General features: G+C 55.2%; 18 protein-coding genes. 9 read left to right on the forward strand and 9 right to left on the reverse strand.

Translation table 11 applies throughout. The features are described 5' to 3' along the window. The first annotated feature begins 51 nt into the window (after nt 1-51). Genes mtnN through LY264_RS20040 form a run of 3 tightly spaced genes read left to right on the forward strand, consistent with a single transcriptional unit; the run spans nt 52 to nt 2204 of the window. The gene (gene mtnN, locus LY264_RS20030) at nt 52-750 is read left to right on the forward strand and encodes a 5'-methylthioadenosine/S-adenosylhomocysteine nucleosidase (protein WP_048214894.1); all 699 of its coding nucleotides are present in this window, start codon (nt 52-54) and stop codon (nt 748-750) included. Further along, nucleotides 743-1543, forward strand: a complete 801-nt coding sequence (btuF, locus tag LY264_RS20035; protein WP_003829197.1) for a vitamin B12 ABC transporter substrate-binding protein BtuF — start codon at nt 743-745, stop codon at nt 1541-1543. Before mtnN ends, btuF begins: the two co-directional genes overlap by 8 nt. Before the next feature lie 37 nt (nt 1544-1580). Beyond that, nucleotides 1581-2204 (forward strand): TRIC cation channel family protein, encoded by a 624-nt coding sequence (locus LY264_RS20040; protein WP_003829199.1) that lies wholly within the window; start codon nt 1581-1583, stop codon nt 2202-2204. 119 nt (nt 2205-2323) lie between these two features. Here the strand turns inward: LY264_RS20040 and erpA are convergent, their stop codons facing one another. The 3 genes from erpA to clcA are packed head-to-tail and all read right to left on the reverse strand — an operon-like array spanning nt 2324 to nt 4171. Further along, nucleotides 2324-2668, reverse strand: coding sequence for an iron-sulfur cluster insertion protein ErpA (erpA, locus tag LY264_RS20045; protein WP_008786260.1), 345 nt, complete (start codon nt 2666-2668; stop codon nt 2324-2326). Further along, nucleotides 2661-2726, reverse strand: coding sequence for a small protein YadW (gene yadW, locus LY264_RS20050; protein WP_122984004.1), 66 nt, complete (start codon nt 2724-2726; stop codon nt 2661-2663). The genes erpA and yadW overlap by 8 nt, the downstream gene beginning before the upstream one ends. A 23-nt stretch (nt 2727-2749) precedes the next feature. After that, a complete protein-coding gene (gene clcA, locus LY264_RS20055) occupies nt 2750-4171 on the reverse strand; it encodes a H(+)/Cl(-) exchange transporter ClcA (RefSeq protein WP_048227066.1) in 1422 nt (473 codons plus the stop codon). A 168-nt stretch (nt 4172-4339) separates the two neighbouring features. Between clcA and hemL the strand changes: the two genes are divergently transcribed. Then, the gene (gene hemL / locus LY264_RS20060) at nt 4340-5620 is read left to right on the forward strand and encodes a glutamate-1-semialdehyde 2,1-aminomutase (protein ID WP_048227067.1); all 1281 of its coding nucleotides are present in this window, start codon (nt 4340-4342) and stop codon (nt 5618-5620) included. Between the two features lie 113 nt (nt 5621-5733). Here the strand turns inward: hemL and fhuB are convergent, their stop codons facing one another. From fhuB to hrpB, 6 genes are all read right to left on the reverse strand, one after another. Beyond that, nucleotides 5734-7773: a Fe(3+)-hydroxamate ABC transporter permease FhuB gene (gene fhuB, locus LY264_RS20065; protein ID WP_122984003.1), complete on the reverse strand. Its 2040-nt coding sequence runs from the start codon at nt 7771-7773 to the stop codon at nt 5734-5736. Between the two features lie 14 nt (nt 7774-7787). After that, nucleotides 7788-8678: a Fe(3+)-hydroxamate ABC transporter substrate-binding protein FhuD gene (gene fhuD, locus LY264_RS20070; protein WP_048227069.1), complete on the reverse strand. Its 891-nt coding sequence runs from the start codon at nt 8676-8678 to the stop codon at nt 7788-7790. Then, nucleotides 8678-9475: a Fe3+-hydroxamate ABC transporter ATP-binding protein FhuC gene (gene fhuC, locus LY264_RS20075; RefSeq protein ID WP_003829206.1), complete on the reverse strand. Its 798-nt coding sequence runs from the start codon at nt 9473-9475 to the stop codon at nt 8678-8680. Before fhuC ends, fhuD begins: the two co-directional genes overlap by 1 nt. 47 nt (nt 9476-9522) lie before the next feature. Continuing rightward, complete coding sequence (gene fhuA / locus LY264_RS20080) at nt 9523-11772, reverse strand: ferrichrome porin FhuA (RefSeq protein ID WP_048227070.1); 2250 nt, start codon at nt 11770-11772, stop codon at nt 9523-9525. Nucleotides 11773-12076: 304 nt separating this feature from the next. Beyond that, a complete protein-coding gene (mrcB, locus tag LY264_RS20085) occupies nt 12077-14617 on the reverse strand; it encodes a bifunctional glycosyl transferase/transpeptidase (RefSeq protein WP_048214900.1) in 2541 nt (846 codons plus the stop codon). 135 nt (nt 14618-14752) lie between these two features. Continuing rightward, nucleotides 14753-17182 carry an ATP-dependent helicase HrpB gene (gene hrpB / locus LY264_RS20090; protein ID WP_048227071.1) on the reverse strand — a complete coding sequence of 810 codons (2430 nt, stop codon included), beginning with the start codon at nt 17180-17182 and terminating at the stop codon, nt 14753-14755. A gap of 73 nt (nt 17183-17255) precedes the next feature. Between hrpB and thpR the strand changes: the two genes are divergently transcribed. The 5 genes from thpR to pcnB all read left to right on the forward strand — a co-directional run bounded on the left by thpR (nt 17256) and on the right by pcnB (nt 21575). Continuing rightward, nucleotides 17256-17786 carry an RNA 2',3'-cyclic phosphodiesterase gene (gene thpR, locus LY264_RS20095; RefSeq protein WP_048214902.1) on the forward strand — a complete coding sequence of 177 codons (531 nt, stop codon included), beginning with the start codon at nt 17256-17258 and terminating at the stop codon, nt 17784-17786. A gap of 15 nt (nt 17787-17801) precedes the next feature. Then, the gene (gene sfsA / locus LY264_RS20100) at nt 17802-18506 is read left to right on the forward strand and encodes a DNA/RNA nuclease SfsA (RefSeq protein ID WP_048214903.1); all 705 of its coding nucleotides are present in this window, start codon (nt 17802-17804) and stop codon (nt 18504-18506) included. 177 nt (nt 18507-18683) lie between these two features. Beyond that, nucleotides 18684-19139, forward strand: coding sequence for an RNA polymerase-binding protein DksA (dksA, locus tag LY264_RS20105; protein WP_003829221.1), 456 nt, complete (start codon nt 18684-18686; stop codon nt 19137-19139). A gap of 70 nt (nt 19140-19209) precedes the next feature. Further along, nucleotides 19210-20106, forward strand: a complete 897-nt coding sequence (gluQRS, locus tag LY264_RS20110; protein ID WP_048227072.1) for a tRNA glutamyl-Q(34) synthetase GluQRS — start codon at nt 19210-19212, stop codon at nt 20104-20106. A 71-nt stretch (nt 20107-20177) separates the two neighbouring features. After that, entirely contained in the window at nt 20178-21575 is a 1398-nt protein-coding gene (gene pcnB / locus LY264_RS20115; protein ID WP_204528218.1) for a polynucleotide adenylyltransferase PcnB, read from the forward strand. The last annotated feature ends 35 nt before the right edge of the window (nt 21576-21610 follow it).

A 21610-nucleotide genomic window follows, 5' to 3' on the forward strand; every position in this document is an offset into this window, starting at 1 on the left:
TAAGCGCATGATAGACTATGCCCTCAAATCTGGCTTATCGCGAGTAAATCTATGAAAATCGGCATCATTGGTGCAATGGAAGAAGAAGTTACGCTGCTGCGTGACAAAATCGAAAACCGTCAGACCATCGCGCTCGGCGGTTGTGAAATTTACACCGGCCAACTGAACGGTACAGAGGTTGCGCTGCTGAAATCGGGTATCGGTAAAGTGGCTGCGGCACTGGGCGCTACGCTGCTGCTTGAACGCTGCAAGCCGGACGCCATCATTAATACCGGTTCTGCGGGTGGCCTGGCCTCTACGCTGAAAGTCGGGGATATCGTAGTTTCTGACGAAGCGCGCTATCACGACGCCGACGTCACTGCCTTTGGTTATGAATTTGGTCAGCTACCGGGCTGCCCGGCTGGTTTTAAAGCCGATCCTACGTTGATTGCTGCCGCAGAGTCTTGCATCGCCGAACTCAATCTGAACGCCGTTCGCGGACTTATCGTCAGCGGCGACGCCTTCATTAATGGTTCCGTGGGGCTGGCTAAAATTAAGCATAACTTCCCGCAGGCGATTGCCGTTGAGATGGAAGCGACCGCAATTGCGCACGTTTGCCACAACTTTAACGTGCCATTTGTCGTGGTTCGCGCTATCTCTGACGTTGCCGATCAGCAGTCCCATCTCAGCTTTGACGAATTCCTGGTGGTTGCCGCGAAGCAGTCAAGCCTGATGGTCGAAACGCTGGTACAGAAACTGGCGCATGGCTAAATTACTCTCCAGGGCGCTGGTCGCCCTGCTTTTCACTCTCCCGGCGTTCCTTTACGCCGCGCCGCGTGTTGTGACGCTTTCTCCTGCCAATACTGAACTCGCTTTTGCCGCTGGCATTACCCCCGTTGGCGTCAGCAGCTATTCAAACTACCCGCCAGAAGCCAAAAATATTGAGGAAGTCTCAACCTGGCAAGGGATGAATCTTGAACGTATTGTGGCGCTGAAACCTGATTTGGTTGTCGCCTGGCGCGGGGGAAATGCTGAGCGGCAGGTGAATCAACTAACCTCTCTGGGTATTAAGGTCATCTGGGTGGACGCCGTTACCATTGAGCAGGTTGCCGATGCGCTACGCCAATTAGCGGCATGGAGCCCCAAGCCTGAACAAGCTAAACAGGCGGCGCAAACCATGCTTGATGACTATGCTTTACTTAAATCTCAGTATGCCAACAAACCGAAAAAACGCGTGTTTCTCCAGTTTGGTGCCAATCCTCTGTTTACCAGTGGAAAAGGTTCTATTCAGCACGAAGTTCTTGAGGTATGCGGCGGAGAAAACATCTTTGCCGGTAGTCGGGTTCCCTGGCCGCAGGTTAGCCGTGAGCAGGTCCTGGCACGAGCCCCCCAGGCTATTGTTGCCACAGGCGGTCCGGGCGAAACTCTGAAAATTGAGCAATACTGGGGAAACCAGCTTAAAATACCCATTATTACACTTAATAGTGACTGGTTCGAACGCGCGAGCCCGCGTATTATCCTCGCCGCAAAACAACTCTGTAATGCGCTTTCACAGATAAATTAGCGCCTGCCCCCACCAGGTCTGTTGTGAGGATTTAAAAATGCTCGTCTATTGGCTTGATATTGTCGGCACCGCAGTATTTGCAATCTCTGGCGTATTACTGGCCGGAAAATTACGTATGGATCCGTTTGGCGTCCTGGTACTCGGCGTGGTTACCGCCGTTGGTGGTGGCACGATCCGCGATATGGCGCTGGATAATGGACCGGTTTTTTGGGTTAAGGATCCGACCGATCTGGTGGTGGCGATGATCACCAGCATGCTGACGATCCTGTTGGTACGTCAACCAAGACGCATACCGAAATGGATCCTTCCGGTGCTGGATGCCGTTGGTCTGGCGGTGTTCGTGGGTATTGGGGTCAACAAGGCATTTCTCGCAGGAACAGGGCCGCTGGTGGCGATTTGTATGGGGGTGATTACCGGCGTAGGTGGTGGGATCATTCGCGATGTGTTAGCTCGTGAAGTCCCGATGATTTTGCGCACCGAGATCTACGCCACAGCCTGTATTATCGGCGGGATCGTGCATGCGACAGCGTTTTATACCTTTGATGTTTCACTGGAAAACGCCAGTATGATGGGGATGATTGTCACGCTGCTGATTCGGCTTGCCGCCATTCGCTGGCATCTGAAATTGCCGACGTTTGCGCTGGATGATAACGGGCGTTGATATGACGATACAGAACATGTAGGCCGGATAAGGCGTTTACGCCGCCATCCGGCACATTGCCCGGTGGCGCTACGCTTACCGGGCCTACAACATCAGACCATCAGTATTACAGACAGCAATCAGATGCTGAAAGAAGAACCACACCCGCAGGTGCTTTTCGCATTCGGGTTAGTCACAACGAAGCGGGAACCTTCCAGACCTTCGGTATAGTCAACCGCGCCGCCCACCAGATATTGCAGACTCATCGGATCAACGACCAGACCAACACCTTGTTTCTCGATGGTCATATCACCTTCATTGACCTGATCATCAAAGGTGAAACCGTACTGGAAACCGCTGCAACCACCGCCAGTGATATACACGCGTAATTTCAGATTCGGGTTATCTTCGTCAGCGATCAGGCTTTTAACTTTATTGGCTGCTGCTTCAGTAAATTGCAGTGGCAGCGCTACGTCATCACTCATATTTTGCTCCAAACGACATCGGCAATTGGGTAAATTTCAACCCAATACTTTGGGCCATTATCTAATACCCTGGTATTTCGTTCAAGTATTCTCGCCAGCGGCAGTCCCCTGGCTTTTCGCCGCCTGCTCCGCTTCCTGTTTTGCCAGCGTACGGGCAAGGATAGTCGAGTATAGCGGCTTTCCGCCCATAAATTGGGCTAATAGTGTTGCGCCAAGACAGGTAATAATCATTGGCAAAATGAGCTGATAGTTATCGGTCATCTCCAGCACCAGTACAATACCCGTGAGCGGCGCACGTACCGAAGCCGCCAACAAAGCCCCCATTCCGGCAATGGCAAAGGTTCCGGCCTCCAGGTGATACTGCGGAAAAGAGGCCGCTGCGGCCATACCGAACGCGGTGCCAAGCAACGTGCCCAACGCCAGCATCGGGGCAAAGATCCCACCGGGCGCACCGGATGAGAAGCACAGCAGCGTGGTGATCACCCGGGTGATAAATATAAACAGCAACAGACCGACGCTAAAATTGCCTGCTGCGGCAATCGGGATCAGGTTAAAACCACCGCCTGCCGCTTCCGGTTGAATTAATCCGAGGATCCCGCACAGACCACCGATCGCGCCGCCCATCAGCACCCATTTTTTAATTTCACCGCCGTGAAAGCGCTGGAACATATCCTGGGTACGCAACACCATAGTGTTGAACAACGGTCCGACACAGCCAAAAATAAGTCCGAGCACCAGATACAGCCACAGCGTATTCACCGGCGCATTAGAGAGTTTCCCGACTTCAATTATCGGGGCTTCACCGTTGAAAATACGAAACACGATGCTCGACATAATAACGCCGGTAAACACGGCTTTGATCGACACGAGGTTATAGCGAAACTGTGGACGCATCTCTTCAATAATGAACAGGATCCCCGCCAGCGGAGCGTTAAACGCCGCCGACAAGCCCGCTGCGGCACCGGTAGCCAGCAGGGTATGCCGCGCTTCGGCGCTGCGCATACGGAAAATATCCAGCACCATGCGTCCAATGTTGCCGCCAATCTGCACGGTCGGCCCTTCTCGCCCGAGCACCATGCCGGCTCCCAGCGTACCCATGCCGCCGATAAATTTCACCGGCAGGACACGCCACCAGCGCACAGGTCGCAGCTCTTCCAGCGCACCTTCAATCTCTGGGATCCCCGAACCACCGGCTTCCGGCGCAAATTTACGCACCAGGAAATAGCCGACCATCGCCAGCAACGCCGAGAGAATAAACGCCAGCGGCCACAGCAGAATGTCATGGTCCGCAACCTGAGCCAGCGCGCCAATGCGCTGATTCTGCACCCAGGTCACCGCTTTCTCAAATGCCACGCCAACAAGCCCTGTCACAGTACCCACTACTGCAGCCATCAACAGGATCGCCAACGGCGTTTTGTCTCGTTCCAGGAGACGACGAATTTGATCCCTGCGGCGTAAACGCACAATTTGCTGTGCTTCAAAAGAGGGAGTGTCTGTCTTCATCAGATGATCATTAATTGGTAATACAAATACGGAATCGGCATTCTACTCGCACATTTCGCGAAAATCCCCTGCAAATCGCATTGTTTCAAATGCGTAAAACTTTCATAACCTTCTCTGAATAACTAGAATAGCGGGCATTTACTTTTTCTACGAACCAGGACCCCATCCATGAGTAAGTCTGAAAATCTCTACAGCGCAGCACGCGAACTTATCCCAGGCGGCGTTAACTCCCCCGTTCGCGCCTTTACTGGCGTGGGTGGTACTCCGCTGTTTATCGAAAAAGCGGACGGCGCGTATCTGTACGATGTCGATGGTAAAGCCTATGTCGATTACGTCGGTTCCTGGGGACCGATGGTACTGGGTCACAACCACCCGGCAATCCGTAATGCGGTGATTGAAGCTGCGGAACGCGGTTTAAGCTTCGGTGCACCGACCGAGATGGAAGTGAAAATGGCGGAGCTGGTCACCGAATTAGTGCCGACCATGGACATGGTGCGCATGGTGAACTCCGGTACGGAAGCGACAATGAGCGCAATCCGTCTGGCGCGCGGTTTCACCGGTCGTGATAAAATCATCAAATTTGAAGGCTGCTACCACGGCCATGCTGACTGCCTGCTGGTCAAAGCCGGTTCCGGCGCGTTAACGCTGGGCCAGCCGAACTCCCCTGGCGTTCCAGCTGATTTCGCGAAACACACCCTGACCTGCACCTATAACGATCTCTCTTCAGTGCGTGCAGCGTTTGAACAGTACCCGCAGGAGATCGCCTGTATCATCGTTGAGCCGGTCGCCGGCAACATGAACTGCATCCCGCCGCTGCCAGAATTCCTGCCAGGCCTGCGTGCATTGTGCGATGAGTTTGGCGCGCTGTTGATTATCGATGAAGTGATGACCGGTTTCCGCGTGGCACTGGCCGGTGCGCAGGATTATTACGGCGTTGTTCCGGACCTGACCTGCCTGGGTAAAATCATCGGTGGCGGGATGCCCGTTGGCGCATTCGGTGGCCGTCGTGATGTGATGGACGCGCTGGCGCCGACCGGTCCGGTTTACCAGGCGGGTACGCTGTCCGGTAACCCGATTGCAATGGCGGCGGGCTTTGCTTGTCTGACCGAAGTGGCCCAACCGGGTATTCATGAAACGCTGAACGAACTGACAACGCGTCTGGCGGAAGGTCTGTTGGAAGCTGCCGAAGAAGCGAATATTCCGCTGGTGGTTAACCATGTGGGCGGGATGTTCGGGATTTTCTTCACCGATGCAGAAACCGTAACCTGCTATCAGGATGTGATGGCATGCGACGTCGAACGCTTCAAGCGCTTCTTCCACATGATGCTGGATGAAGGAATTTATCTGGCGCCGTCTGCCTTCGAAGCGGGCTTTATGTCCGTGGCGCACAGTGAAGACGATATCAATAACACCATCGACGCCGCGCGCCGGGTGTTTGCGAAATTGTAAACAAGAGAACGTGCAGAAATGTAGGCCGGGTAAGGCGAAGCCGCCACCCGGCTTTTTTATTGCCGGATGTCGACTAAAAGTGTCTTATCCGGCCTACATGAAAGGGGTCAGCCTCAGCGACTCTGCTTTCTCAGCAGATAGATAAAGTACGGCGCACCAATAAACGTCGACAATAATCCCGCCGGGATCTGATACGGAAACAGCACCATCCTGCCGCACCAGTCAGCAAAGACCAGCAACACGCCACCCGCCAGCGCCGAAATCAGCATATGCGGCATCGCCCGGCGAAAACCCATCATACGGGCAATATGCGGAGCCATCAGCCCGACAAAGCTCAACGGTCCAATTGTCATGGTGGCTGTCGCCGTCAGCCCTGCCGCCAGCAGCAGTAACCCCACGCGTGATGGCGTGATAGCCATACCGACAGCCCGCGCCGTATCGCCGCCGAGCGGTAAAATTGTTAGCCAACGGCGGCACAGTGGCGTCATCGCCAGCAGAATCACCATCACAATCCCGGTACGCAGTACCTGCTCTCCGCTCGCGTTATAGGTTGAACCGGAAATCCAGGTCAACACGCCCGCCATGCGCGGATCGCCGCTGGCCTGCAGCATCATCAGCAGCATAGTAAAGGCCGTACTGAGCGCCATACCGGCCAACAGCATACGGTGCGGTGAAAAACCACCGCGCCCGGCGGAAATCATAATGATAAGCAGAGTGCCCGCGGCCCCGAGGCTTCCGGCAGGCAGCAGCCAGCCAAAAGCATTTCCGGGGACCAAAAACAGCATGAGCACCACGCCAAATGCCGCACCGGAGCTAATGCCCAGCACTTCCGGGCTGGCCATCGGGTTGCCCGTCAGACGTTGAATAATACAGCCCGCTACCGCCAGCATCACCCCGGCAATCAGGGCCGCCAGAATGCGAGGCCAGCGCCAGGGCATCAGCTCATCCAGCATCGCGCCGCTGGCCCATGTCCAGCCATGTGCGTCGCGGCCAAACGACAGCGCCACCACGAGGGTTAGCAGCAAGATTACGCCACCTGCCAGCGCAAACATCAGCACATTCTGACGCTCAGCGGCGATGCGATTACTGGCGTTCATATCCGGGGCGCTCATACTCCTCAAGCGCGGCAACAACCACAGTAGCAACGGTGCGCCAATCAACGCGGTCACTGAACCGGTGGAGACTTCCATCCATACGCGGGTCAGCCACAGAATGATTTGGTCGGAGAGCCAGAGGATCAACGCACCAATTAGCGGGGCAAGCCCCAGACGTGCCAGCAAACGACGCGCACCGAGCATTTTCGCCAGCAGCGGTGCAAACAGGCCAATAAAGCCGATAATCCCAACCGCGTTAACCAGTAAGGCGCTGATGACAATGGCCAGCGATAACGCCGCCAGACGTGCCAGCGACAGCGCCAGACCGAGGTTACGCGCCACGCCGTCATCCAGTCCCATCAGTGTCATTGGGCGTAATAACAACAGAGTCAGCATCACACCGCCCAACAGCTGAGGCCACAGACGCTGTACGCCGCTCCAGTCGGTTTGCGTTAACGTGCCGCTGCTCCATAAAAACATGCTTTGCAGCTGATCGTGATGGAAGATAACCATCAACTGGTTAATCGCCCCGCAGTACAGGCTGACCACCAACCCGGCAAGGATTAACGTCACCGGAGAAAGGCGCTTGCCCCAGGCAACGCCAAACACCAGCGCCCCAACGACACATGCTCCCGCCAGCGCCGCAAATTGCGTGGTCAGCGCACCAGGAATAGCCCACAGCGTGGTGACCGTAATGCCCAACTGCGCACCGGTCGCAACGCCCAGCGTGGTTGGCTCCGCCAGCGGGTTACGCAACACCTGCTGAAACAACACGCCGACCAGACCCAGCCCGGCGCCGACCAGTAGCGATATCGCCAGCCTCGGCAGCAGGCTATAGTGAAAAACCATCTGCTCAATGATGTCGATATCCGGTGACCAGATAGCCTGTTGCCACTGACTGCGCGGTAGCGCAACGGAGAAGTTAACCCATGTCAGCCAGCAGGCAGCAACAAACAGCACCAACAACAGCAACGCCGGATGGCGGCTTCGCCTTATCCGGCCTACAAAGCGCCCAAACCGTAGGTCGGATAAGGCGCTTTTCGCGCCGCCATCCGGCATTTCAAGTTTCCTGCTCACGCTTTGCCTCCCAACGCATTATCCAGAATACGGGCAAAATGCATGGCCGATAACGTTGCGCCATAGAACCAAACGGCAGGCACACGTTGAAAACGTCCGCCACGGACAAACGGCATCGCCTGCCATAATGGCGTAGACATCAGCGCAGCCATCTCTTTATCGTTGCCGTGATCAAAGCACAGCACATCGACATCCTTATAAGCAGCCAGACGGTCAATACTCACGGCAGTACTGCCCCAGAAGTTTGTTTCTCCCTGCCAGGCGTTAGGGATCCCATATTCGTCCAGTACGTCCTGGAACAGGCTGTTTGAACCAAACACCAGCATATGCCGCGAATCAAGCAGGGATGTCAGGAGCACGGGACGCGCGCCGCGTTGCATAAAGCGCGGTTTCAGGCTGGCAATAAAACGATCGTACTCAGTCAAATGGCGTTCAGCAGAGGCTTGCAGATTGAACAATTGCGCCATTTCCTGCAGCGACTGTCGCGCAACGGCCAGCGGCTTTTTGCCATCGCTGAAATTAAATCCCCGGCCTGGTGCAATCCGCGCCAGCTTTTCAGGGGAAGGACCATAGCCTGCCGACCAGAGCAGAAATGAGGGCTTCATTTCGGTCAGCAGTTCGAGATTGGGTTCCGTACGTAGCCCGACGTCAATTACCGAGTCCGGCAGAGGAGGCTCACTGACCCACAGCTTGTAGTTAGGGATATCTGCGATGCCGTACGGCGTAATACCCAGCGCCAGCAGCAGCTCTACCGGCAGCCATTCCAGCGCTACAATGCGCTGGGGATCAACCGCCGCGGCGTGCGCCGTATTCATCCGCCACAACAGAGGCGACAGCGCCATCGCCGTAAGCAGCCGCCGACGGGTAATATGAGGTAATCCGATCATTAATAGACAAAACTCACGGGTGCGGCACCGGCCGGATGCGGCAAAATGCCCATCGGGATACCGTAAATTTGTTCCAGAGTTTCACTGCGCATCAGTTCAGCAGGCGTTCCTTGAGAAATCATCTCACCGCCGCGCAGCGCAACGAGGTAATCGCAGTAACGGGCCGCCATATTGATATCATGCAGCACCGCTACCACCGTCAGCCCACGCTGCTGGCTTAAGCGGTGCACCAGCGCCAGCACGTCAACCTGATGGGCGATATCCAGCGCGGAAGTTGGTTCATCAAGCAGCAGACAACGGCTGTCCTGTGCCACCAGCATGGCAATCCACGCGCGTTGGCGTTCCCCACCGGACAGGCTATCGACCAGACGGTGCGCCAGCGGCTTTAAACCTACCAGCGAAATGGCTTCTTCTACTTTCTCTCTGTCGGCAACGCCAAAACGCCCCAGCGCCCCGTGCCACGGATAACGACCAATCGCCACCAGTTCGCGTACGGTCATCCCTTCTGCCTGCGGCAGCTGTTGCGGCAGATAGGCGACCTTGCGGGCAAACGCTTTGCTACTCCAGCTCTCCAGCGGCTGTTCGTCGAGCAGGATTTCACCTTCTGACGGCGGCTGATGACGTCCCAGCATTTTCAATAATGTCGATTTACCGGAACCGTTGTGGCCGATAAGACCCGTCACTTTCCCTACAGGAAAAGTTAATGAGAGAGGATGCAAAAGCGTGCGGCCAGGCACACGAAAGGAGACATTACGCAACGCAAAAGTGGTGTCGGGATGGGATCTGTTTTCCTGCATAGCAGCCAACTTGTAAAACGGGCACGCAAAGCGTGCCCAAAGAGAAATTAGAAACGGAAGGTTGCAGTTGCAACGACCTGACGTTCTGCGCCCCAGAAGCAGCCATAAGTATTGAAGCAGCTGGCGACGTATTCACGGTCAAACAGGTTGTTCACATGCAGCGCCACGTTGGAGCCAGCCATACCAACACGCGCCAGATCGTAACGTACTAACGCATCTACCAGCGTGTAGCTTCCCACTTTGAAGGAGTTTGCCGGATCGCCATAGCTGGAACTAGTATAACGAACCCCCGTACCCAACGTCAGCCCGGAAAGCGCGCCATCATAGAGGGTGTAATCCCCCCACAGTGATGCCATATGTTTTGGCACCTGAGCAGGCGTATTGCCTTTGTAATTGGTGTCGGTGGTGTATTCCGCATCGGTGTAGGTATAAGAACCGACCACGTTAACGCTGGCAGACAGTGCCGCTTTCGCTTCGATTTCAACACCGCGTGAACGAATTTCACCGCCTTCAACTGACCAGATCGATCCATTCGGATCGGCCATCAGGTTGTTGGTTTTGGTCAACTGGTAAACGGCACCGGTTAATACAATCGGACGGTCGCTCGGCACGTACTTCACGCCCGCTTCGTACTGCTTACCTTTAGATGGCGCAAAGATATTGCCGCTTTCCCCAACCTGAGAATTTGGTTCAAACGATTCGCTGTAGCTGAAATACGGGGTCACACCGTTGTCGAACAGGTAGTTAACACCGCCACGCCAGGTGAACTGTCGGTCATCACGGGAGTCCAGCACACCAGAAACGCGGTTCAGAGAGTCCTGTTTAGCCCAGTCGTAACGGCCGCCCAGAGTGACCAGCACCTTATCCCACTGCATCTGATCCTGAGCGTACAGGCCCGTTTGTTCCTGTTTATTCAGAACGCGATAAGCTGCGCCAGGTCCAGGGTGCGAGCCAAAGTCAAAATCGCTACGGTCAAGATTATAGATATCAGACGGCGCTACCGAACCAGCCCAACCGAACCAGGAGTTGATATCGTTACGCATACGCATATAGTCAACGCCGGTCAGCAATGTGTGATCCAGGGAACCGGTGGCGAATGTGCTCTGCAACTGGGTATCAACAGAGAAATTCTGCAATTTTTCATTGTCGTCAACGTACTGACGAGTCAGCGTGTGATCCCAATCTGACTGAGGGATACTGGCGCAAGGACTGTTAGCCGGATCTTTGGTATACAGCGGATCGGAGCACATGCCGTAGCCGTACACGCTTTTCTGCGACACTTTGTTTTGCGCATAACGCAGGTTCTGACGTACGGTAAAGGTGTCGTTAAATTCGTGGTCGAAGCTGTAGCCCACCATCTTCTCGTTACGAGAGTAGGTATTGTTGTCCGCACCTTCGTTGAAATCGGTCGGCAGACGTGAACCATTTGGCAGCTTAGACACGGTCCCCTCTTTCGGCAACCAGCCGTAATAACCGGTTTCCGGCTCGTTCTGGAAGTAGGAGAGGAAGGTGAAATTCGTCTTATCATCCGGACGCCATGTGAAAGATGGCGCGATGGCATAACGCTGTTCTTCTGCGCCCTGCTGCTGCGCATTCGCGGAACGCGCCAGGCCGGTCAGGCGGTATGAGTACACACCATCGTCATCCAGCGCATCGCTGAAGTCAAAACCGGTCTGGAACAGGCTGTCAGTACCCATTTTGAACTGAACTTCTTTCAGCGGCTCCGTTGTCGGGCGCTTGCTGACCATATTCAACAACCCACCCGGGTTGCTCTTTCCGTACAGAACGGAAACCGGACCGCGCATCACTTCGGCGCGCTCCAGCATATAAGGGTCGATGACCGCATCATTGTAGAAGTTGCCCTGCATCTTCAGGCCATTCAGATAGTTATTCTGACTTTGGCCGTCGGCGGCAAATCCGCGAATAATCAGGTAGTCATAGGTATTGGACGCGCCACGTGTACCCACGGCAACGCCCGGGGTGTAGCTGAGCGCCTCTTTGACCGATTTTGGTTGATGCAACGCCATCTCTTCGGCGGTGACCACTGAAATAGACTGAGGAACTTTTTGAATCGGAGTGTCGGTTTTGGTCGCCGTAGCAGACTGTCGTGCAGCGATGGTTGCCGCAGGCCCCCATGCGCTTTCCTGCGGAGCAGGTGCAGCAGTTACGGTGATGGTTTCTTCTTTCGGGTCAACCGCCGCCTGTGCATAGACAGACATGCCGCTAACCGCTGTGGCTACCACTACTGCGATTTTACGCAGTGATGAACTTGGCTGAGCAGTTTTAAGACGCGCCATTGGTATTTCTCTGATGAAAGTGAATGATAACGTAAACGAGAATTATTATTATAACGGCAGCATAATATTCGAAACTCTGGCGAGATAGCAAGCAATACGCGTCCCTACTAAAACTGAGGGGTTAAGAAATAACCAGATGAAAAGAAAGGGTTAATAAATTAGGCTGAAATGTTTTAACGAATAACGTACCGGATGGCAGCCTTAATTCCGTAGGCCTGATAAGCGCAACGCCATCAGGCAAGGCAAACTAAAACCATATAGCGCAAAAAAGAAAAACCCGCCGAAGCGGGTTTTTAGGCTGGCGTTAGTTACCGCCAAACATCTCTTTAATCCAACCGGCTACGCCATCACCGTCCTTCTTCTCCTGCTGCGGCGGTTGCTGCTGTTGAGGCTGCTGTTGCTGCGGCTGCTGAGAAGATTGATCAAACGGATTACCCGACTGCTGCAGCATCTCACCTTGCTGACACAGTGAATCCGGATCGGTGGTCCATACAGGAAGCGTGCGCATACCCCCGCTACAAACGAAGTTACCGTCATAGTCTACGCCCATATCCACCACATCCTCCGGCGGCGTCAACACCAGCGGTGTTGGCGTCTGGTTGGCCAGATAACGCTGATAAATCGACATCGCGCCGCTGGCACCGTACAGCTTGGTTGGCTGGTTGTTATCGCGGCCCACCCAGGTGATGGTCACCTGGCTGCCGTCGATCCCGGCAAACCAGGTATCCACGTTGTTGTTGGTGGTCCCGGTTTTCCCTGCCAGATGCAGACCCGGATACTTCGCGCCAAGCTGGCGACCCGTACCACGCTGAACCACCTGCTGCATAGTCCACAGCGTCATATACGCCGCCTGCGCCGGAACAGCACGCTCGGCCTGTGGGAAGCTCTGGTACAGCACGGTACCATCTTCGGCAATCACCGAACGCAGCGCCGACAGCGGCGCGCGGTTCCCACCGCTGGCGATAGTCTGGAACGCCTGCGCCACTTCGATTGGCGTCAGGTTTAACGCACCCAGCAGCATGGCCGGAACCGGGTTAAGCTGATCTTTCGGCGCACCCAGCTTCAACCAGGTATCGGTTACAGCAGGCAGGCCCAGCGCCATCCCCAGATTTACCGTTGGCACGTTCATTGAACGCGTTAACGCATCCACCAGCATTACTTTGCCGCTTTCGCTATAGCGACGGTCATCGTTCTGCGGTGACCACACCTGGCCGTTCGGCTGACGCAGCGCAATCGGCGCATCGGCAATCCAGGTATTCAGGCGGTACAACTTCGGCTGGCTGAGCGCGGTCAGATAGGTTGCTGGCTTGGCCAGAGAACCAATCGAACGACGCGCCTGCATCGCACGGTTATAGCCCGCAAACTGCGGTTCTGCTCCGCCGACCATGGCGCGAACTTCACCACTAAAGCGGTCAACGACCACAATCGCGGTTTCCAGATCGCTCAGCTTACGCTGTTTCTTCAATACCGGAATGCCTTCCACCGCCGCTTTTTCTGCGGCGTCCTGCGCCACGGAATCAAAGGTGGTGAAAATCTTCACGCCGGAGAGATCTTTAACTTTATCGCCCAGCTTCGCCTGGAGCTCCTGACGCACCATCTGCATAAAGGCAGGCTGCGGGGAGATCACCCCACCACGCGGCTGTACGCCTAGCGGACGCGCGCTCAGCATGTCATACAGATCCTGGTCGATAATCTGCTGCTGCTGCAGAAGACGCAGAACCAGGTTACGACGCTCCAGCGCCAGCTTCGGGTTACGCCACGGGTTGTAGATCGACGCCCCTTTAACCATCCCCACCAGCAACGCCTGCTGGTCGAGGCTCAGCTCTTCTACCGGACGACCGAAATAATAGAGGCTCGCCAGCGGGAAGCCGCGAATCTCGTTATCACCGCTTTGGCCGAGATAGACTTCGTTCATATACAGCTCAAGAATGCGGTCTTTGCTGTAACGCGCATCCATGATCAGCGCCATATAGGCTTCGTTGGCCTTACGCCAGTAGGAACGTTCGCTGGACAGGAACAGGTTTTTCACCAGCTGCTGAGTCAGCGTACTGGCCCCCTGTACCGTACGACCAGCCGTCAGGTTCGCCAGCACCGCACGACCAATGGAATAAAGGCTGATACCGTCATGCTCATAGAAGTGACGGTCTTCGGTCGCCAGCAGCGTATCCACCAGCAGATCCGGGAAGCCGCTACGCGGAACAAACAGGCGCTGCTCACCGTTAGGTGAAGAGAGCATGGTGATCAGACGCGGATCGAGACGGAAGAAACCGAACTGGCGGTTGTTATCCATATTCTCGATGGTGTCCAGATGATCGCCGTCAAAGGTCAGACGCGCACGCACCTGCCCTTCTTTGCTGTCCGGGAAGTCAAACGGACGACGAATCATCTCGATGCTCTTCGCCTGCACGGTAAATTCGCCCGGACGCGTCATCTTCGTCACCTGACGGTACTGCGTGGCCTCCAGCAGCTTCACCATCTCGTTCTTGCCGATAGGCATTTCTGGCTCAAGGTTAACCATACGGCCATAAACTGCCGCAGGAAGCTGCCAGACTTTGCCATCAATACGGCTACGAATTTTTTGGTCCAGATAAACGCCGTAAATGGCGATCAGCACCAAAAAGACAATCGACAGTTTTACCAGCAGCCAGAACCAGCCGCGCTTACCACGAGGCTTACGCCCTTTGCCTTTACCCTTACGCGGCATCGGTTCTTCATCCTCATAGTCATCATCATCATAATCGTCGTCATACTCTTCATCTCTGAGTTGACGACGGCTCACCTTTTGTTTCACCGGACGCGAGGGTTTCCCTTTACGTCCAATTGGCTCGCGGTCATTCCCCGCCATGCTTTTTCTCCGCAACATTCAGGCGCAAGGGCCCGATTCTCTGTTCTTCCGTCCTGCGACAGAAGAAGAAATCTCTCAATTATTACCGCTCTTTCGCCGGATGCGGCATAACGCCTCATCCGGCCTACAGTTACATTACGAATACTTTTTGGTACGCCGCGTTGGCGCGGTATTCGCCGGATCGTCCGGCCAGACATGTTTGGGATAACGCCCTTTCATCTCTTTTTGCACCTCGCGGTACGATCCCTGCCAGAACGCGCTCAGATCGCTGGTCACCTGTAGCGGTCTTTGGGCCGGAGACAGCAACTCCAGCACCAGCGGCACGCGCCCCTGGGCAATGGTTGGGGTCTTTGCTTCACCAAACATTTCCTGCATCCGAACCGCCAATACTGGAGGATTATCCTCATGATAGCGAATGGCAATCCGGCTTCCCGTCGGCACAGTGTAATGCGCAGGCAGCTCACTATCCAGACGTTGCAACATTGACCAGTCCAGTAAACCGCGCAACGCCTGTCCCACATTGAGTGCTTTTAATGCGCGTAACGAGTGCACACCGCTCATGTGCGGCAGCAGCCAGGTCTCCAGCGACGCCAGCAGAGAATCCTCATCTACCGCGGGCCAGTCATACTCTGGCAACCAGTTTGCCGCACATTGCAGACGCAGTCGAAACTGCTCGGCTTCCGACGTCCAGTTGAGCACACTTAGCCCTTTATCGCGAATGCCATTCAACATCGCCTGATGCAACTCCTCTTCCGAGGGTTTGGCCAATGGCTGTACTTTTACCGTGAGCTGACCAATGCGCGACCGACGCAATGCCTTTAACGTTCCCTGAGTCTCATCCCATTCGATGGTGTCGGACTGTTGCAGCAGCTCAGGACATGCCTGCATCAGCGCCTCAATATCCAGCGGCAGAGCCAGCAAAATACGCGCGTCTGGCGCAGCGCTACCCTGCAACAAAAGTGGCGCTATCAGCCATTCATAGCGTCCTGAAGCGTCATCAGCATCCAGCATTGCGCCCATGCCATTCGCCAGTTGATAGCGCCCTTCCTGCCCGCGTCGACGCGCGATCCGATCGGTAAACGCCCGCGCCAGCAATGAGGGGAGCAACGTGCTGTCGGGCTGTCCGCTGCTAACGTTAAGCCGTTTCAGCAACTGTTGACTGCGCTGCTGCCAGGCGGGCTGATTTCGTGAAAACGCCACGGTCAGATCGGTACTTCCGCCGCGCGGCGGCTCTTCCAGAATCGCAGCCAGTTTTGCCGCCGTAGCCGCTTCGGTATTATTTTTGGCACCGACCAGCATCGCCGCTAAACGAGGATCGTTACCCAATGCCGCCATTTTCTGTCCGCGAGCACTGAGCCTGTCGCCCTCAAGCGCGCCCAGCATCTGCAACAGCCGTTTTGCCGCCTGCAGATTGATGGCGGGCGGCGTATCCAGCCAGTTCAGTTGTTCAGGTTCGGTACATCCCCATTGCAGCAACTCCATCAGTAGCCCGGACAGATCGCTCTGCAATATCTCCGCTTCCCCCTGTGCTGCCGCTCTTTCTGCCTGCTCTTTGGCAAGCAGATGCACGCAAATACCGGGCTCCAGACGACCCGCACGTCCCGCGCGCTGAGTCATCGAAGCCTGGCTGATGCGCTGGGTAATCAGTCGCGTCAGACCGGTACGCACGTCATAGCGCGCCACGCGTTCCTGGGCGCAGTCCACCACCAGTCGGATGCCTTCGATCGTTAAGCTGGTTTCAGCAATATTGGTGGCCAGCACCACTTTGCGTTTGCCTTGCGGCGCGGGCACAATCGCCTGACGCTGCTCGGAAAGCGTTAACGCGCCGTACAGTGGACACAGCACAACATCGCTGCCTACACGCGTAGCCAGCTGCTCCTGTACACGCAGGATTTCGCCCACACCCGGTAAAAACAGCAGCAGTGACCCACCTTCATGGCGCAATAGCTCCGCCGTCGCTATCGCTACCGCTTCATCAAAACGCAAATGCGCCGCCAACGGCTGATACCGCCGCTCAACGGGAAATGCGCGGCCTTCAGAAACGATCGTCGGCGCATCGGGCAACATCTGCTGCAAACGCCCGTTATCCAGAGTGGCGGACATAATCAACAGTTTCAGATCGTCCCGCAGCCCTTGCTGCACATCCAGCAATAGCGCCAGCGCCAGATCAGCCTGTAAACTCCGTTCGTGAAATTCGTCGAGGATCACCAGCCCGACGCCTGTCAGTTCAGGATCGCGTTGGATCATCCGCGTCAGGACGCCCTCTGTTACCACTTCCAGCCGGGTCTGCGGCCCTACGCAACTTTGCGCGCGCATGCGATAACCCACGGTTTCACCCGGCTTTTCGTTCAGCAATTCCGCTAATCGCTGCGCCACATTGCGCGCTGCCAGGCGGCGCGGCTCCAGCAAAATAATCCGCCCCGTGATACCGCGATGCTCAAGAAGTCGCAACGGCAGCCAGGTCGATTTCCCGGCACCGGTCGGCGCCGTAAGCAGAACCTGCGGCGAGGCATCAAGGGCGGTAAGCAGTTCAGGCACTACGGCGGCAACGGGCAACGACGTCACAAATGGCTCCAGAGGGTTAACATTCTTCGCGCTGCATTGTAGCATCGCGTTAATTCATAACCGAGTATCCATCATGTCTGAGCCAAAAAGGCTGTTCTTTGCGATTGAATTGCCAGCCGGGGTTCGGGAGCAGCTAATCCACTGGCGGGCCGCGCAGTTTCCCCCTGAAGCGGGTCGCCCCGTCGCGGCTGATAATCTGCATCTGACGCTGGCCTTTTTAGGCGACGTCAGCGCTGAGAAGCAACAGGCGCTGTCGCAGCTCGCGGGGCGTATTCGCCAGCCGGGTTTTACGCTCAAACTCGATGATGCCGGGCAATGGTTGCGATCCCGGGTTGTGTGGCTGGGAATGCGTCAGCCGCCGCGCGGGTTGCTGCAACTGGCGAATATGCTGCGGGCACAGGCCGCACGCAGCGGTTGCTACCAAAGCCCGCAGCCGTTTCATCCACATATCACGCTGCTGCGCGATGCCGGCCACGCGGTGCCAATCCCGCCACCGGGCTTTGGCTGGTCGTTTCCAGTCACGGAATTTGCGCTTTATTCCTCCTCATTTGCGCGAGGACGCACGCGTTACACGCAGTTGCAACGCTGGACGCTGACTGAATAATCAAAGGGACTGTTTATGCAATTTTCTCCACCTTTACAACCAGCAACGCTCATCCAGCGCTATAAGCGCTTTTTAGCGGATGTGATCACACCAGATGGCACAGAGTTAACGTTACACTGCCCAAATACCGGTGCGATGACCGGATGCGCAATGCCAGGTGACACCGTTTGGTATTCGACATCAGAAAATACTAAACGCAAATATCCACATACCTGGGAATTAACGCAAACTCAATCCGGTGAATTTATTTGTGTTAACACGCTGTGGGCCAACAGATTAACGAAAGAGGCGATTCAGCAGGCGTTAATTTCAGAAGTTTCAGGCTACAGCACTTTGAAAAGTGAAGTAAAATACGGCGCCGAAGGGAGCCGCATCGACTTTTTGTTACAGGCAGATTCCCGACCTGACTGCTATATTGAAGTGAAATCAGTCACGTTGGCGGAAAAAGAGCAGGGTTATTTTCCCGATGCCATCACTGAACGAGGTCAGAAGCATCTTCGGGAATTGATGAGCGTAGCGGCTGAAGGCAAGCGGGCAGTGATATTTTTCGCCGTGCTACATTCAGCCATTACACGGTTTTCACCCGCGCGCCATATCGATGCAAAATATGCGCAATTATTAGTTGAAGCACAGCTTAAGGGGGTTGAAATTCTGGTTTATAAAGCGGAACTTTCTGCCCACGGTATGACTCTTAAAGAGCCGTTGCCCATTACCTTGTAATGGTGTAAATATCTGGTCAATTAGTATTCTGGGCGCGTGGGCAAATACGCTTTTCCTCACAGGGTTGTCAAGTGTTACGTTTAGATAATTGCTATCCGGAAAAGCATCTGCTATTTATAGCGACCTGATTTTTCCCCCGAACATGGGGATCGATAGTGCGTGTTAAGGAGAAGCAACATGCAAGAAGGGCAAAACCGTAAAACATCGTCCCTGAGTATTCTCGCCATCGCTGGGGTGGAGCCGTACCAGGAGAAACCGGGCGAAGAGTATATGAACGAAGCCCAGCTGTCGCACTTCAGGCGTATTCTTGAGGCATGGCGCAATCAACTTAGGGATGAAGTCGATCGCACCGTAACTCATATGCAAGACGAAGCGGCTAACTTCCCTGATCCGGTGGACCGCGCCGCACAGGAAGAAGAATTCAGCCTTGAGCTGCGTAACCGTGACCGTGAGCGCAAATTGATCAAAAAGATCGAGAAGACGCTGAAGAAAGTAGAAGACGAAGATTTCGGCTACTGCGAATCATGCGGCGTAGAAATTGGTATTCGCCGTCTGGAAGCGCGTCCTACAGCCGATCTGTGCATCGACTGTAAAACGCTGGCAGAAATCCGCGAAAAACAAATGGCAGGTTAATTCCGGTCATTTTTACCACGTTTACTACAGGCGGGAGCTTCTCCCGCCTTATTATTTGTTAGTCCGCAAAATGAGCGATTCACACTATATAGGCCGCTTCGCCCCTTCCCCTTCTGGCGAACTGCATTTCGGTTCACTAATTGCCGCCCTCGGGAGTTACCTGCAGGCCCGCTCACAGCGCGGAATCTGGCGAGTGCGCATTGAAGATATTGACCCCCCTCGTGAAGTTCCCGGTGCTGCAGATACGATTCTGCGTCAGCTGGAACATTACGGACTGCACTGGGATGGCGATATTTTATGGCAATCCCAACGTCATGATGCCTACCGCGAGGCGCTCGCCTGGTTACATCAACAGGATCTGAGCTATTACTGCACCTGTACGCGGGCGCGTATTCAAAGCGTCGGCGGTATTTATGACGGCCACTGCCGTGAGTTACGCCTCGGACCAGAGCAGGCGGCTGTCCGCATAAAGCAACGCCATCCGGTGATGCAGTTTACTGACCAACTGCGCGGTGAGATTCAGGCTGACCCGCAGCTTGCGAGGGAAGATTTTATTATCCACCGACGCGACGGGCTGTTTGCCTATAACCTCGCTGTGGTGGTTGATGACCACTTTCAGGGCGTAACGGAGATTGTACGCGGCGCCGATCTTATCGAACCCACGGTGCGGCAAATCTCTTTGTATCAGCAGTTTGGCTGGCAAGCGCCTGACTATATTCATCTTCCGCTGGCGCTCAACGAACAAGGCGCTAAACTTTCAAAACAAAATCATGCACCTGCGCTGCCGCAAGGCGATCCGCGTCCGGTGATTATTGCCGCGCTGCGCTTTCTCGGCCAGCGTGCCGATATCCCGTGGCAGGATATGCAGGTTGATCAGATCCTGGAGTTTGCCGTTGAGAATTGGCGTCTGACAGCGGTGCCTGAATCGGCGATCTTAAATCCGGCATTCTCAAATGCATCATGCTGAGCTATGATTAGCCGCTATTTTTACACAGCAACACTTGTTCTGATTGAAGTTTGACACTACCGAGGTGCACTATTTTTACCCGAGTCGCTAATTTTTGCCGCAAGGTGCTAAGCCGCGAGGAGCGCGAGGCTGAGCTCGCCGTCGCCCGTCCACATATGACGGTAATTCCGCGTGAGCAGCACTCTATCTCCCGCAAAGATATCAGTGAAAATGCCCTGAAGGTAATGTACAGGCTCAATAAGGCCGGATACGAGGCATGGCTGGTTGGCGGTGGTGTACGCGATCTTTTGCTGGGCAAAAAACCGAAAGATTTTGATGTCACCACTAACGCAACGCCGGATCAGGTGCGCAAACTGTTTCGTAACTGTCGCCTGGTCGGTCGCCGTTTCCGTCTGGCCCATGTCATGTTCGGCCCAGAAATTATCGAAGTGGCGACTTTCCGCGGTCATCATGAAGGCAGCGAATCCGATCGCACAACATCGCAGCGTGGGCAAAACGGTATGCTGCTGCGTGACAACATCTTCGGCTCCATCGAAGAAGATGCCCAGCGTCGCGACTTCACGATCAACAGCCTGTATTACAGCGTGGCCGATTTCACCGTACGTGATTACGTCGGGGGAATGCAGGATCTCGAAGAGGGCATCATTCGCCTGATCGGTAATCCGGAAACGCGCTACCGCGAAGATCCTGTACGTATGCTGCGCGCCGTGCGCTTTGCCGCCAAGCTCGACATGCGTATCAGCCCGGAAACCGCGGAGCCTATCCCGCGTCTGGCTACCTTGCTTAACGATATTCCTCCTGCACGCCTGTTTGAAGAAGCGCTCAAGCTGTTACAGGCGGGCTATGGGTACGAAACCTATAAAAAACTGCGTGAGTACAGCCTGTTCCAACCGCTGTTCCCAACCATTACGCGCTACTTCACCGAAGACGGTGACAGCCCGATGGAACGCATCATTGCCCAGGTACTGAAGAATACCGATAACCGCATTCACAATGATATGCGCGTTAACCCGGCGTTCTTGTTTGCTGCCATGTTCTGGTATCCGTTACTGGAAGCCGCACAGAAAATTGCGCAAGAAAGCGGTCTGGCCTATTACGACGCTTTCGCGCTGGCAATGAACGACGTGCTGGACGAAGCCTGCCGCTCGCTGGCGATCCCGAAACGTCTGACCTCACTGACCCGCGATATCTGGCAGTTGCAGTTACGTATGTCCCGTCGCCAGGGCAAACGCGCCTGGAAGCTGATGGAGCATCCAAAGTTCCGCGCAGCTTACGACCTGTTAGCGCTGCGTGCTGAAGTCGAACACAACGCGGAATTGCAACGACTGGCGAAATGGTGGGGTGAATTCCAGGTTTCAGCGCCGCCGGAACAAAAAGGCATGCTGAACGAGCTGGATGAAGAGCCAGACGTACGCCGTCGCCATCGTCGCCCGCGTAAACGCGCGCCACGCCGCGAAGGTTCCGCGTGACCAATCGCGTATACCCAATGGATTTCGGGTTGCAT

This window comes from Citrobacter portucalensis, from assembly GCF_023374935.1.
GTDB classification, from domain to species: Bacteria; Pseudomonadota; Gammaproteobacteria; order Enterobacterales; family Enterobacteriaceae; genus Citrobacter; species Citrobacter portucalensis.

Bases quoted from the DNA above. Each gene is read 5' to 3' on its own strand.
- thpR (WP_048214902.1), top strand. From the start codon at position 17,256: ATGTCTGAGCCAAAAAGGCTGTTCTTTGCGATTGAATTGCCAGCCGGG.
- gluQRS (WP_048227072.1), top strand. From the start codon at position 19,210: ATGAGCGATTCACACTATATAGGCCGCTTCGCCCCTTCCCCTTCTGGC.
- btuF (WP_003829197.1), top strand. From the start codon at position 743: ATGGCTAAATTACTCTCCAGGGCGCTGGTCGCCCTGCTTTTCACTCTC.
- fhuC (WP_003829206.1), bottom strand. From the start codon at position 9,475: ATGCAGGAAAACAGATCCCATCCCGACACCACTTTTGCGTTGCGTAAT.
- sfsA (WP_048214903.1), top strand. From the start codon at position 17,802: ATGCAATTTTCTCCACCTTTACAACCAGCAACGCTCATCCAGCGCTAT.
- mtnN (WP_048214894.1), top strand. From the start codon at position 52: ATGAAAATCGGCATCATTGGTGCAATGGAAGAAGAAGTTACGCTGCTG.
- fhuD (WP_048227069.1), bottom strand. From the start codon at position 8,678: ATGATCGGATTACCTCATATTACCCGTCGGCGGCTGCTTACGGCGATG.
- clcA (WP_048227066.1), bottom strand. From the start codon at position 4,171: ATGAAGACAGACACTCCCTCTTTTGAAGCACAGCAAATTGTGCGTTTA.
- LY264_RS20040 (WP_003829199.1), top strand. From the start codon at position 1,581: ATGCTCGTCTATTGGCTTGATATTGTCGGCACCGCAGTATTTGCAATC.
- erpA (WP_008786260.1), bottom strand. From the start codon at position 2,668: ATGAGTGATGACGTAGCGCTGCCACTGCAATTTACTGAAGCAGCAGCC.
- mrcB (WP_048214900.1), bottom strand. From the start codon at position 14,617: ATGGCGGGGAATGACCGCGAGCCAATTGGACGTAAAGGGAAACCCTCG.
- hemL (WP_048227067.1), top strand. From the start codon at position 4,340: ATGAGTAAGTCTGAAAATCTCTACAGCGCAGCACGCGAACTTATCCCA.
- dksA (WP_003829221.1), top strand. From the start codon at position 18,684: ATGCAAGAAGGGCAAAACCGTAAAACATCGTCCCTGAGTATTCTCGCC.
- fhuA (WP_048227070.1), bottom strand. From the start codon at position 11,772: ATGGCGCGTCTTAAAACTGCTCAGCCAAGTTCATCACTGCGTAAAATC.
- fhuB (WP_122984003.1), bottom strand. From the start codon at position 7,773: ATGCCGGATGGCGGCGCGAAAAGCGCCTTATCCGACCTACGGTTTGGG.